Origin of the sequence: Amycolatopsis sp. NPDC005232 (assembly GCF_040607795.1) — a bacterium.
Classification (GTDB): Bacteria; Actinomycetota; Actinomycetes; order Mycobacteriales; family Pseudonocardiaceae; genus Amycolatopsis.
This window is the reverse complement of the sequence record NZ_JBEXHL010000016.1, coordinates 144950-157226: the sequence shown is the minus strand read 5'-3', so window position 1 is coordinate 157226 and position 12277 is coordinate 144950. Positions and strand designations below refer to the sequence as shown.

Genomic DNA, 12277 nt, shown 5'->3' with positions numbered 1-12277 from the left:
GCGGGACGTGCCACCCGGGCACCCCCGGACGGGCGAGGAGTCAGCCGGGAGCGCCCGGCAGCCGGATCGTGAGGAGCGCTCCACCTTCCGGGGCGTGCATCGCGTAGACCGCGCCGCCGTGGCGTTCGGCGGCCTGCTTCACGATCGACAGGCCGAGGCCGGAACCCGGCAGCGTACGGGCTTCAGAGGAGCGGTAGAAGCGGTCGAACACCTTGGGCAGGTCCTCCTCGGCGATGCCCGGGCCGGAGTCGGCGACCTCGACCACGGCCGTGCCGTCGCCGAGCGGCCGCAGCGTCACCCGCACGCGCGAACCGGAGGGCGAGAACTTGACGGCGTTGTCCAGCAGGTTCAGCACGGCCCGTTCGAGGGAGCTGTTGTCGCCGGTGAGGACCCACGGTTGCAGGTCCACTTCGAACTCGATGTCCCCGGCGCGGCGGCGGGCGCGGTAAAGCGCGCGCTCGACGACGTCGACCAGCTCCACGCGTTCGGTCTGCTCGCGTGGCTCGTCCTGGCGGGCGAGCTCAACGAGGTCGCCGATGAGCTGGGTGAGCTCGTCGAGCTGCCCGCGGATGTCGGCCTCGATGTCGGCGCGATCCTCCTCCGGCAGCGAGCGGGCGCCCGGCCGGCCGGCCGAGAGCAGCAGCTCCAGGTTGGTGCGCATGGAAGTCAGCGGCGTGCGCAGCTCGTGGCCGGCGTCGGCGACGAGCTGGCGTTGCCGTTCCTGGGAATCCGCGACCGTGCCGAGCATCGTGTTGAAGCTCTGGGTGAGGCGGGCGAGCTCGTCGTCGCCGCTCACGGGAATCGGCCGCAGGTCGCCGGTGGCGGCGACGCGCTCGGCGGCCGACGTCAGCCGGTCGACCGGCCGCAGCCCGGTGCGCGCCACGGCCGTGCCGGCACCGGCGGCGACCACGATCCCGGCGCCGCCCACGAGAAAGAGGACGACGGCCAGCTCGTTGAGCGTGCGCTTCGTCGGCTCCATCGACTGCGCGAGCACCATGGCCTCGCCGTGCCCGGACGGCAGCGCGACCACGCGCGTATCCGTGGACACGTCGGTGCGCAGCGACTGCGGCGACTCACCCGTGGCCACCGCCAGCTCCTGGGGACCGTACGGCGGCGGCGAGCCGGCCTGCGGGTAGATCAGCTTGTTGCTGTACGCGTTGAGCTGGCCGATCTGCAGGTCGGCGCTCGCCAGGAACGCGCCGGGCACCTGTTCGAGCTGCGTCTGCACCGGCGGCGAGTTCACGGCCGCCTGGGCGCGCGCGAGCAGGTTGTCGTCGAGCTGCTGGTAGAGGTTGCTCGACACGATCATGTACGCGCCCAGCGACACGAGCGCCACGGCGCCGGCCACGCAGGCGGCGGCCAGCAGCGTCACGCGGCCGCGCAGCGAGAAGCGGCGCGTGCCCCAGCGGTCGCCGCGCGGGTCGGTGACGTCGACGGTCGAAACGGCGGTGCTCGTGGGGGCGTCGGTCACGGCGGGGTTTCGCGCAGGACGTAGCCCACTCCCCGCACCGTGTGGATCAGCCTCGGTTCGTTGCCGGCTTCCGTCTTGCGACGCAAATAGCCGACGTAGACCTCCAGTGCGTTGCCCGACGTCGGGAAGTCGTAACCCCATACTTCCTCCAGAATCCTTCCGCGGGTCAGCACGTGCTTGGGGTACGAGAGGAACAACTCGAGCAGCGCGAACTCGGTACGGGTGAGACTGATCTCGCGGCCGCCGCGGCGGACTTCGCGAGTGCCGGGGTCCAGCGTGAGGTCGGCGAACGACAGCACCTCGCTCGTCTCGCCCTGCTGGGGGTCCGGCACGGCGCGGCGCAGCAGCGCGCGCAGGCGGGCCAGCAGTTCTTCGAGGGCGAACGGTTTGGGCAGGTAGTCGTCGGCGCCGGCGTCGAGGCCGGAGACCCGGTCGGAGACGGTGTCGCGGGCGGTCAGCACGAGAATGGGCAGGTCGTCGCCGGTGCTGCGCAGGCGACGGGCCACCTCGAGCCCGTCCAGGCGCGGCATCATCACGTCCAGCACCATCGCGTCCGGCCGGTTGGCGATGATCGTCTCCAGGGCCTGCGCACCGTCGCTGGCAAGCTCGACGGTGTACCCGTTGAACTCCAGGGACCGCCTGAGCGACTCACGGACGGCTCGATCGTCGTCCACCACAAGGATGCGCATGACGTCAGTCTTACGCAGAGTGCTGAGACCCGCCTAAGAACACACGCAGAACTCACAAAGAGTCGGTATCACCAGGCCGGGCCACCGGCGCGTTCCAGTGCCGCCACAGAGCCACCAGCCGAATCGTTACCACCACGGCCGCCGCGACAACCGTGACCACACTCGACGGCAGTGGCAGAGCGTGACCGATCGCGACGAGCACGGCCCCGGCGAGCGCGGCGACGGCGTAGATCTCCTTGCGGAGGACGAGCGGGATCTCGCGCAGCAGCAGGTCACGCAGGGCACCGCCGCCGATGCCGCTGGTCATGCCGATCAGGCACGCGGCGTAGGCGGTGGCGCCGGCGTTGAGCGCGATCGTCGTGCCGGCCGTCGAGAAGACGCCCAGGCCCAGCGCGTCGGCGAGCAGCACCGCGCGCCTCAGCCGCGCGACCTGGGGGTGGAACGCGAACACGACCAGCGCCGTCGCCGCGCAGACGGCGAGGTACGGCCAGTTCCGCAACGTCGTGGGCGGGTGGATGCCGAGCAGGACGTCACGGATGATGCCGCCGCCCAGCGCCGTGGTGAGGCCGACGACGATCACGCCGAACACGTCGAGGCGCGCCCGGACGGCGGCCAGCGCCCCGGACGCCGCGAACGCCACCAGCCCGAGCAGCTCGAGCGCGGTCAGGACCATCCGCTACTGGTCGAGCAGCCCGCCGCGGTAGGCCAGCAGCGCGGCCTGCACGCGGTTGGCGGCGCCGATCTTGGAGAGCACCGCGGACACGTACCCCTTGACCGTGGCCTCCGACAGGTGCAGCCGCCCGCCGATCTCCGCGTTCGACAGCCCCTGCCCGATCAGAGCGACGACCTCGCGCTCACGTTCGGACAAGCTCGCGAGGAGCTTGCGCGCCGGCTGCGCGGCCCGCTGCTCGTCGCGATGGGACTGGACCATGCGCGCCGCCACGCCCGGGTCCAGCACGGCGCCGCCCTTGGCCAGGTCACGGATGGCGCGCAGGAGAGCCGAGGGGTCAATGTCCTTCAGCAGGAAGCCGTTGGCCCCGAGCCGCAGCGCGAGGCTCACGTACTCGTCGATGTCGAACGTCGTCAGCATCGCGACCATCGGCGGGTCCGGCAGCGCGAGGATGGCCCGCAGCGCGCGGATCCCGTCGTCGGGTGCCCGCATCTTGATGTCGAGCAACGCCACGTCGGGGTGGTAGCGCCGCGCCACCTCCACCGCGGATCTGCCGTCGCTCGCTTCACCCACGATCTCGATGTCCGCGGCCCCGGACATCATGGCGCGCAGGCCCGAACGAACCAATTCCTCGTCGTCCGCGAACATGAGCTTGATCAACGAAGCCCTCCGGCAGCCGGTGGTCGAAGCGGTTCCCCGCTTCCCGTTAAGGAAGATTACCTACTGTTGTTCAAGGTTTCGAAACCAGACACGACCAGGTGACGCGACTGGTCCGGCCGGGTCCCTGATCGTGCTGGTCCCCGCCTACCGGGGTCCCCCACACGGGCGACGCCATCGGTCGGGCGCGCAGGTGGCTCCGGACCCGCGGCCACCCGGCGTGCGGGGTGGGCGTCCGGACTCGACAGAAAAGGCAGAAAGAGTGAGTACTCCTCCTGCCACTCCCAACGTATAGCGCACCCCTGGTCTTGCGGCAAGACCCCGGTGGTCCTGCAAAATCGTCGGCTCGGCCGGAATTCGCGGAGCTCTTCGCGCCGGCGACCATCGAAGTACGGGGGAACCAATAGTGAGGACCGAGCTCGTGCTGGATTTCCGGGAGATCGACCGGGACCAGATCGACCTCGTCGGGGGCAAAGGCGCACATCTGGGGGAGCTTTCACGGATCGACGGCGTCCGCGTACCACCCGGGTACTGCGTGACGACGCACGCTTTCCGCCGGGTGCTGGCGGGAGTGCCGGAGCTCGGAAGCGGTCTGGACCGACTGGCGCGGCTGGACCCCGACGACCGCGACACGATCGCCGCCGTGAGCGGCCAGGTGCGCGAGGCCGTCTCCGCGGCCGCCATTCCGGACGACCTCGCGGCGGCACTGCTCGCGCCGCTGAGCCGGCTGGACGAAAGCGCGGCCTACGCCGTGCGTTCCAGCGCGACGGCCGAAGACCTGCCGACGGCCTCGTTCGCCGGCCAGCAGGACACGTACCTGAACGTCGTCGAGCCGGCGGCGATCCTCGAGCACATCCGGCTGTGCTGGGCCTCGCTGTTCACCGACCGGGCCGTGACCTACCGCCTGCGCAACGGTTTCGACCACCGCCGGGTCCACATGGCCGTGGTGGTTCAGCGGATGGTGCTGTCCGAGGCGTCCGGGATCCTGTTCACGGCCGACCCCATCACGTCGAACCGGAAGGTCACGACCGTCGACGCGGGTTTCGGCCTCGGCGAGGCGCTTGTTTCCGGGCTGGTGAACGCCGACAGCTACCGGGTGCGCGAAGGGGAAATCGTCGAGAAGACGGTGTCAGCCAAGCAGCTCGCCATCCACGCGTTGCCCGGCGGCGGCACGCGGGAGGACGCGCTCGCCCCGGAAGAACAGGAACGCCCGGCGCTGACCGACGAGCAGGTGCTGCGGCTGGAACGGCTGGGCCGCCGGATCGAGGCGCACTTCGGCCGGCCCCAGGACATCGAGTGGTGCCTGGCCGACGGCGAGTTCCAGATCGTGCAGAGCCGGCCGATCACCACGCTGTTCCCGATCCCGCCCGCCACCGACGACGGCAACCACGTCTACCTCTCGGTCGGGCACCAGCAGATGATGACCGACGCGATGCGGCCGCTCGGCCTGTCCGTGTGGCAGCTGACCACGCCACGGCCCATGGCGGAGGCGGGCAGCCGGCTGTTCGTTGACGCCACCCCAGGCCTCGCAACGAAGGCCGGGCGCGCCGGGTACCTGGAGATGATGGGGGCGTCGGACCCGCTGATGCGCGACGCGCTGCAGACGGTGCTCGACCGGGGTTTCCTGCCGGAGCCGACGGAGGGCGGCGCCGCGCCGCTGCCCTTCGGCGTCGCACCCGAGCCGATCGAGACGGACCCCGCGATCGTCCACGGGCTGATCGCCGAGAGCAGGGCGTCGCTGGCCGCGCTCGAGCGTGAGATCCGGGAGAAACGCGGCGCGGAGTTGTTCGACTTCATCCTCGCGGATCTGCAGGAACTGCGGCGGCTGTTGTTCAATCCGCGCAGCCACCAGGCGATCATGGCCGGAATGGACGCGACGACGTGGCTGAACAAGCAGCTGCGCGAATGGCTGGGCGAGGAGAACGCCGCCGACACGCTTTCGCAGTCCGCGCCGGACAACGTCTCGTCGGAAATGGGCCTCGCCCTGCTGGACGTCGCCGATGTCCTCCGGCCCCACGCGGAAGTGGTCGCGTTCCTCCGGACCGTGCGGGACGGGGCCTTCCTGGACGAACTGTCCGCGCTGCCGGGCGGAAGTGAAGCGCGAAAGGCGATCCAGGGCTATTTGGACACGTACGGCATGCGTTGTGTCGGCGAAATCGACATCACGCGGCCACGATGGAGCGAACGTCCGAGCACGCTGCTGCCCGTGCTGCTCGGCAACGTCGACAACTTCGAACCCGGTGCGGCGCGGCGCCGCTTCGACCAAGGGCTGCGGGAAGCCGCGCAGAAGGAACAGGAACTGCTTTCGCGGTTGCGGGTTCTGCCCGACGGCGGACGGAAAGCCGAAGAGACCAAGGCGATGATCGACCGGCTGCGTACCTTCGTCGGCTACCGCGAGTACCCCAAGTACGGGATGATCAGCCGCTATTTCCAGTACAAGAAGGCGTTGCTGGCCGAAGCCGAGCGGCTCGTGGCGGCCGGCGTGCTCGAGGCTCCGGAGGACAGCTTTTCGCTGCGGTTCCAGGAACTGCACGAGGTCGCCCGCACCGGAGTCGCCGACGCCGACCTCATCCGGCGGCGCACGGAACAGTTCGCGGCGGACCAGGCGCTCACCCCGCAGCGGGTCCTCACCTCCGAGGGCGAGACCGTCTCCGGGAGCTACCGACCTTCGGATGCACCGGCCGGCGCACTGCCCGGCCTGCCGGTGTCCGCCGGGACCGTCGAGGGCCGCGCCCGCGTCGTCCTGGATCTCGCCGAGGCCGACCTGGACACGGGCGACATCCTCGTGACCGCCTACACCGACCCCAGCTGGTCACCGGTGTTCGTCACCATCGCCGGCCTGATCACGGAGGTGGGTGGCCTGATGACCCACGGCGCGGTAGTCGCCCGCGAATACGGCCTGCCCGCCGTTGTCGGCGTCAACCAGGCCACGCGGCTGATCCGAGACGGGCAGCGGATCCGCGTGAACGGCACGAACGGCTACGTCGAGTACCTCGACTGACGCCGAGCCGTCGGGGATCACCCGATCCCCGACGGCACTACGGCTTGATCAGCGGTTCTTCACGGTGTCGCTGAACTGCTGCTGGCAGCTCTGGATCTGGGACTGGTCGGTGCCGGCCTTCTGCAGGCAGTCCTGCAGGTCGCCGATCTGGCTGCCGAACGTCGCGAAGATAGAGCCGACCAGGATGGCGAGCAGCAAGCCGATGACCAGGCCGATGCTGCCGGTGACGATGCCGGCGATGGAGGCGCCCTTGTTCGTCGCCTGTCCGCGGTTGGCGCGCTTCACGCCGAGGATGCCGAAGACCAGCGCGAGGACGCCGAGGATGATGCCGCCCCACACTGTCCAGCACAGAACGAGGGCGATGATGCCCAGCACGAGGGCCGTAACGCCGAACCCGTTGCGCGGCGCGCCCCCGGGCTGCGGCTGCCCGTAACCGGCGCCAACCGGCGGCGCGGCGAACGGGGCGCTCTGGCCGGCCGGGTACTGCTGGTACTGCTCAGGGTTGTCGGGCGTGCTCACGTGCTTCCTTTCACCGATGGGAACCGGAACTTTACGACCCGGCGCACGCCTTATCGGGCGGATGGCCTGATCGTTACCAATCGTGCGTACGTTGTTTGACCTGGTCGCCCGGAACCCGTCGCGGTCTCCCCGGTCGGCCGGGTCGAGCGGCCACCGGACCTGGTCCCCGGTGCGCCGGTTCCCATCCACGGGGGTGGCCCCACCTGGGCGAGGCCGCCGGTCAGGCAGGTAGGTGCTTGTCAAGGGGTCCGGGACCGGTAAGCTTCTGGCTGGCTACACATGCCCTCGTAGCTCAGGGGATAGAGCACCGCTCTCCTAAAGCGGGTGTCGCAGGTTCGAATCCTGCCGGGGGCACCCTGCTCCATCAACGTGGGATCGCCCGTCTACCAGCGCAAGCGCTGGTGATGGGCGATCCCACGTTATGCGGCTGTGTGCGGTCAGATGTGGCCAGTCGCCCCGAGGGCGCCCCGAGGCCGAGGACCATCTGCCGCCTTCCCGGTCGGCCTGATTCAGGGAGCCTGCGCTTCACGGGAATGAAGGGCGCCGTCCGCGCGGGCTTTCTCGGCGATGGCCTGGAGGGCGGAGATGTGGTCGGCGAGGGTGGCGCGGCCGGCGGTGGTGAGGTTGAGCCAGGTGCGCGGCCGCTTGCCGACGTAGCCCTTGCGGACTTCGACGTAGTCGTTTTTGGACAGTGTGGTGACCTGTTTGGACAGTGCGGAGTCGGAGAGCTGCACCGAGTCCCGGATGAATCCGAACTCGGCCCATTCCGCGGCGGCGAGCAGGGAGACGATGGCCAGTCTTGTTGGATCCAGCAGGAGCTGGTCGAAGTCGGCCACCGGTTCAGTCCCTCTCCTGCCGGCGCAGCAGCCACAGCTTGAACCCGGGGTCCACGAACACGATGTAGAGCCCGGTCAGCGCACCGTAGTAGACCTTGCCGTGCGGCAGATCGAGCGTCCCGGTGGCCACGGCGACGGCGATCCCGATGCCGAGGATGGGCGCGATGCGCAGCAGGCGCGCGGCGACGGACAAGCTCCGGTCCGACACCAGCACCGGGCGGCCGAGGAAGGCGCTACCCGACCGGGTGGTCAGGCCGAGGGCCAGTACGACGACGAGCCCCAAAATCGCCCAGCCCACCCAGGCTTGCGCCGGCGGGAGCAGGTCGCTGGCCGCGCAGCCGAGGAAGACGGCCACGCCGATGGTGATCGACAGCCACCGGGAGCCCGCGACGGAGGCGATCACCTGCTCACGGCTCTCGTGGATCATGCGCAGCGCCGCCACCGCCTCGTCCGGCGTGGGCTCGTTCACCATTGCCGCTCCCTTGTCGGTTCTGTCCACTTCACGGTCCGCCTCCCCTGGGCAAGTACTTTCCTGAAGAGAAAGATAGTCTCCACTTTCCAGTCAGGCAAGTACTTGCCTCAGGGGTGATTCTGCCGCGGACTAGCCCTGGCGGAGAACCCACAGGTGACGGATGGGAACTTGGGTACAAAAGCGACTGTCCACTAGAGACTCCGTGCCACGGGATCGAGTAGGCCGGACATGGCAGTGCGGGCCGCCCCTTGAGAGGGACGGCCCGCACCGTTTACCGGGGAGGGGTCAGAACTTGCCGGCGCGAACCTGCGCCAGCGTGACGCGCGAGGACTTGTAGGTGGCCGACGCGTCTTTCCACGCGGAGGTGAGCGGGAGGCCCGTGTGGGCGTCGATGGTGAGGGCTTCGGCGTCGGTGCCGCCGAAGAGGGCCGGGCCGGCGGTCAGGGTGAGGGTGGGGCGGCCGCCGGTGGTGGAGTTGGCGACAGAGACGGCCGGGATGGTGGAGAGCAGGCGGAGGACGCCCGCGCGGACGTCCGGGTTCTCGGCGCCGCGGAAGAGGGCGTCGGTGGCGTTGGTCCAGAGGTTGTTGTCGATGCGGTTCTGCAGGTCCTGGCCGGTGGGGCGCGGCAGGGGCGTCTTGATGCCCTTCGCCTTGAGGATCGGCTCGTCCTTGGCCATGGCCTTGTCCCACACGCGCTGCGCGTCGGCGGGGCTGAGGCCCAGGCCCCAGGCGTTGGGGACGGCGTTGACCATCCGGGTGCGCGCCTCGGTGAGGTCGCCGGTCGCCGCGAAGCGGGCGGCGGCGACCTTGGCGGCGTCGATGGGCTCGGCGAGGTTGTCGTGGTGCGCGATGGCGACGGGGAGCTGCTGCGCCGATTCCGTGAAGTAGACGTCGCCGCTGTCGGTGTAGAGGTTGTAGGTGACGTAGGGACTTCCGTCGGGCGCGGTCGTGGTCCGGATGACCAGCGACGCGTCCCCCTGCACGGAGGCGCCGCTCGCCTTCACCGACGCGGCCAGGGTCACGAGGCGAGACTCAGGAGCCGACGCGGCGGGAGCCTGGGCCGGGGACTGCGGTGCAGGAGCCGCGACGGACACGACGAGGGCCGCCACCGCGGCCGCGCCGACGGCGCCGAGGCCGATCTTGCCCGGCACGCCCAGGCGGAAACCGCGGGCCCAGGCGAACTTCGCGCGCCGGACCGGAGCAGCGACCGATGTGGCCGGGGATTCCGTCATTGCCGCGCCGAGCGTCGCCCGCGCCCGTTCGTATGCCTGGGGGCGCAGCGGCGCGACGTCCTTCAGCCGGCCGACCAGTTCCAACTCGTCCATGATCACAAGCCTTCCTTCACAGTGGTGAGATTCGTCAGCAGCGCGGCCACTTCCGGCGCGTTCCGCAGCGCCTTCCGGGCCTGGTGCAACAGGCGGCGCGCGGTCCCGGCCGGCAGGCCGAGCACCCGCGCCGCGTCCGCGACGGTCAGGTCCTCCCAGGCGACCAGGGTCAGGACCTCGCGTTCCTCCGGTTTGAGCTCCGCCAGGGCCGCCCGCAGCCCCGCCTGCGTGTCGACGCGGGCGTCGACCGCAGACCAGGGGTCCCAGCCGTTGGCGAGATCCCCTGCATCCGGCACGAGGTCCTCGGCCGGCCGCGAGCGCCAATGCCGGCGCAGGGTGTTGAGCGCGACGCCGTAGAGCCACGGGCGCGCCTCGGGGAACGATCGGTCGTACGTGCTCCGGGACGAGAAGGCCGCCACCCACACTTCGCCGAGCAGGTCCTCCGCCGCGTCACGGCCGACCCGCCGGGCGAGGTACGCGCCGATGGCGCCTTCGTGCCGGGTGATCACCTCCACGAAGGCTTCCCCGTCGCCGTCGAGCGACCTGCCGATCAGTTCCGCGTCCGACGTCATGCCGCTCCTCGTCTTTGCTCTGACCTTCCACCAGGGGATTGCCGGCTCGTCCCCAAAGTGTTCAGAACCTCCTCCCGAGAGCGCCGACGAACGCCGGTGTCGGCGCACCGAGCCCGGTCACGTCGTCGTAGCCGGGGGCGGCGGTGAGCGCGTCGTCCTCGCCGAAGGTGGTCAGCCGGCCGGGGTCGATGTCGGTGAAGTCCTGCGCGCCGAGCGCGATCGGCGGGTCGGCCGGGTCCACGGGCAGGATGTCGCGCAGCGCGTTGCCGCCGGACAGCCGGTAGAACACGGGATTGGCGAACCCGAGCGGGTGCCCGGCGGCCTGCATCGCGTCGGCCTCGAGGCCCGCGATCAGCGGCGCCGACGCGCTCGTGCCGCCACCCTCGGGGAGTTCCTCGTAGCCGGGGTCGGGGTCGGACAGGCCGGTCGCGCCGATGAGCCAGCCGTTGCCGGCGCCGGCCGAGATGTCGGGAATGACGCGGCCCGCCGCGGCGGTGCGGCCGTGCGTGGCGAGGCTGTCGGGCACGACGTGCTTCTGGTAGGCGGGTTCGGGGAACTTCCGGCTGATGCCGCCGCCGGAACCGTCCTGGAACACACCGGGCGGCGGCGTGTCGTAACCCGTTCCGGCCGCGTTGATCGACGTGAGGCGGTCGCCCCACGGGTAGTCGGCGACCACGGAGCCGTCCGCGCCGATGGCGAGGCTCGTCCCGCCGACGGCCGTGCTCCACGGGTCCGACGCCGGGAACAGCGGGTCGTCGTCGACACCCCCACCGCCGCCGTCGCCGCTGGAGAAGTCGAACCCGATGCCCTCCAGCGCGCCCTGCTGCAGGATCGGGTCCCACGGCGCCATCGACGCCGGCGAGAAACTCAGCTCCGGCAGGCCGAACGAACCGGACGCGACGTCGGCCAGGTGCTCGTCGACGATCCGCGTCACGCCGTCCAGCCAGCTCGGCAGCAGGTCCACGTCGAAGTCGGCGCAGTCGATGCCGAGGTACACGATGTGCGCGTCGGGCGCCGCGAGGTGCGCCGACTGGACGTCGATCGCATCCTCCTCCGTCGGCGCGCCGCCCTTCGTCTCGCACGTGCTGTCGGCGTCCGGGCCGATGTTCTCGGTGTACTGCCCCGGCGCGAAGACGGGCTCACCGTGCGCGGCGAAGAAGCGGTTCGAGTCGGCCTCCAGTGTGGGCGTGTGGCCGCTGAGCAGGACGGCGACGGTCGTGCCCTTGCCGGTGTACGGGCTCGAGGTCAGGCCGTACGCGTGGCGCACCTGGTCGGGGGTGTAGCCGCAGAGCTGGGTGGGGGCGGTGGTGTGGCCGAACGCCGGCGGGATCGGTTGGGTGTGCTGGCCCCAGTACTGGGAGCAGGGGAAGTCCGTGGCTTTTGCGGCGTTTGCTCGGGGTGCGGCCGCGCTCGTGCTTGTGTTGCCGAGGGCCAGCTGGTCGATCCCCGTCACGCTGACGATGTTCCCGGCCACCGCCGCCGGCACCGAAAACCCGCCCACGACACCGGCTTCGCGGATCGTCGTCGAGCCCTTCGGCCCGCTGATGACCGTGTCGAACTCGCTGATCTGCGTGGAAAAAGCGGCATCGGCCTGCGCGACGGTCGCGCTCACCGCGAGGTAGTGCTGGTTCGTGGCGGTGACCGTCATCCCCTGCGCCCTCACCCACGCGCTGACGGCGGAGACCTGGGCCGTGGTCGGGCCGAGCTCGTGGTTGACCTGGGCGGGCGTGAGGAAGTGGCCGTAGCGGGCGTCGGCCGGGTCGGACACCGCCCGCGCGGCGGCCGCCAGCCCCGGCCGGTCGGCCAGGTACACGCGCAGCGCAACCTGCCGGCCGGCGTCGAGCGGGTGCGGCGTGCCGCCGATGTCCCCGGGGTTCGGGCTGGGCAACTCGACGCGCCCGGGCGTCCCCGCGGAGGCCGGCAGCGCCGTGGCCGTCATGACGCCCAAGGCGGCCGCCGTGGCGAGCACAGCGCTTCGGCGGAAGAACCTCTTGTGTGTCTTCACATCCGGCTGTTGCCGGGAGGGGTGCGGAGTGTTCAGGCGGTGACGCGGTGCAGGACGAC

Annotated in this window: 11 protein-coding genes and 1 tRNA gene; 2 read left to right on the top strand and 10 right to left on the bottom strand. The window is 70.7% G+C overall.

Features of this window, described 5'->3' with window-relative positions; all coding sequences use genetic code 11:
* Window positions 1-40: 40 nt before the first annotated feature.
* The 4 genes from ABZU76_RS28940 to ABZU76_RS28925 are packed head-to-tail and all read right to left on the bottom strand — an operon-like array spanning window position 41 to window position 3490.
* On the bottom strand, window positions 41-1471 hold the full coding sequence (locus ABZU76_RS28940; protein WP_354874984.1) for a HAMP domain-containing sensor histidine kinase: 1431 nt from the start codon (window positions 1469-1471) through the stop codon (window positions 41-43).
* Window positions 1468-2160, bottom strand: coding sequence for a response regulator transcription factor (locus ABZU76_RS28935; RefSeq protein WP_220244423.1), 693 nt, complete (start codon window positions 2158-2160; stop codon window positions 1468-1470). The genes ABZU76_RS28940 and ABZU76_RS28935 overlap by 4 nt, the downstream gene beginning before the upstream one ends.
* Before the next feature lie 52 nt (window positions 2161-2212).
* Complete coding sequence (locus tag ABZU76_RS28930) at window positions 2213-2833, bottom strand: trimeric intracellular cation channel family protein (RefSeq protein WP_220244424.1); 621 nt, start codon at window positions 2831-2833, stop codon at window positions 2213-2215.
* A gap of 3 nt (window positions 2834-2836) precedes the next feature.
* Window positions 2837-3490 (bottom strand): response regulator transcription factor, encoded by a 654-nt coding sequence (locus ABZU76_RS28925; protein ID WP_220244425.1) that lies wholly within the window; start codon window positions 3488-3490, stop codon window positions 2837-2839.
* 403 nt (window positions 3491-3893) lie between these two features.
* Between ABZU76_RS28925 and rph the strand changes: the two genes are divergently transcribed.
* Window positions 3894-6488 (top strand): rifamycin-inactivating phosphotransferase, encoded by a 2595-nt coding sequence (gene rph, locus ABZU76_RS28920; protein WP_354874981.1) that lies wholly within the window; start codon window positions 3894-3896, stop codon window positions 6486-6488.
* A gap of 48 nt (window positions 6489-6536) precedes the next feature.
* On the opposite strand, the gene ABZU76_RS28915 is transcribed toward rph, so the two are convergent.
* On the bottom strand, window positions 6537-7007 hold the full coding sequence (locus tag ABZU76_RS28915; RefSeq protein WP_354874979.1) for a DUF4190 domain-containing protein: 471 nt from the start codon (window positions 7005-7007) through the stop codon (window positions 6537-6539).
* A gap of 281 nt (window positions 7008-7288) precedes the next feature.
* Between ABZU76_RS28915 and ABZU76_RS28910 the strand changes: the two genes are divergently transcribed.
* Window positions 7289-7361 (top strand) — tRNA-Arg (locus ABZU76_RS28910).
* 155 nt (window positions 7362-7516) lie between these two features.
* Here ABZU76_RS28910 and ABZU76_RS28905 read toward each other — a convergent pair.
* The 5 genes from ABZU76_RS28905 to ABZU76_RS28885 all read right to left on the bottom strand — a co-directional run bounded on the left by ABZU76_RS28905 (window position 7517) and on the right by ABZU76_RS28885 (window position 12152).
* Window positions 7517-7843, bottom strand: coding sequence for a transcriptional regulator (locus ABZU76_RS28905; RefSeq protein WP_354874977.1), 327 nt, complete (start codon window positions 7841-7843; stop codon window positions 7517-7519).
* A 4-nt stretch (window positions 7844-7847) separates the two neighbouring features.
* Window positions 7848-8315: a hypothetical protein gene (locus ABZU76_RS28900; protein WP_354874975.1), complete on the bottom strand. Its 468-nt coding sequence runs from the start codon at window positions 8313-8315 to the stop codon at window positions 7848-7850.
* Between the two features lie 285 nt (window positions 8316-8600).
* On the bottom strand, window positions 8601-9641 hold the full coding sequence (locus ABZU76_RS28895; RefSeq protein ID WP_354874973.1) for a hypothetical protein: 1041 nt from the start codon (window positions 9639-9641) through the stop codon (window positions 8601-8603).
* 2 nt (window positions 9642-9643) lie between these two features.
* Window positions 9644-10213 (bottom strand): sigma-70 family RNA polymerase sigma factor, encoded by a 570-nt coding sequence (locus tag ABZU76_RS28890; RefSeq protein WP_354874971.1) that lies wholly within the window; start codon window positions 10211-10213, stop codon window positions 9644-9646.
* A gap of 61 nt (window positions 10214-10274) precedes the next feature.
* A complete protein-coding gene (locus tag ABZU76_RS28885; protein WP_354874969.1) occupies window positions 10275-12152 on the bottom strand; it encodes a S53 family serine peptidase in 1878 nt (625 codons plus the stop codon).
* Window positions 12153-12277 lie beyond the last annotated feature (125 nt).

What these genes read in the sequence shown, in the direction of transcription:
- ABZU76_RS28935 (WP_220244423.1), bottom strand. Translation starts at nt 2,160, where the DNA reads ATGCGCATCCTTGTGGTGGACGACGATCGAGCCGTCCGTGAGTCGCTC.
- ABZU76_RS28930 (WP_220244424.1), bottom strand. Translation starts at nt 2,833, where the DNA reads ATGGTCCTGACCGCGCTCGAGCTGCTCGGGCTGGTGGCGTTCGCGGCG.
- ABZU76_RS28900 (WP_354874975.1), bottom strand. Translation starts at nt 8,315, where the DNA reads ATGGTGAACGAGCCCACGCCGGACGAGGCGGTGGCGGCGCTGCGCATG.
- ABZU76_RS28895 (WP_354874973.1), bottom strand. Translation starts at nt 9,641, where the DNA reads ATGGACGAGTTGGAACTGGTCGGCCGGCTGAAGGACGTCGCGCCGCTG.
- ABZU76_RS28890 (WP_354874971.1), bottom strand. Translation starts at nt 10,213, where the DNA reads ATGACGTCGGACGCGGAACTGATCGGCAGGTCGCTCGACGGCGACGGG.
- ABZU76_RS28885 (WP_354874969.1), bottom strand. Translation starts at nt 12,152, where the DNA reads ATGACGGCCACGGCGCTGCCGGCCTCCGCGGGGACGCCCGGGCGCGTC.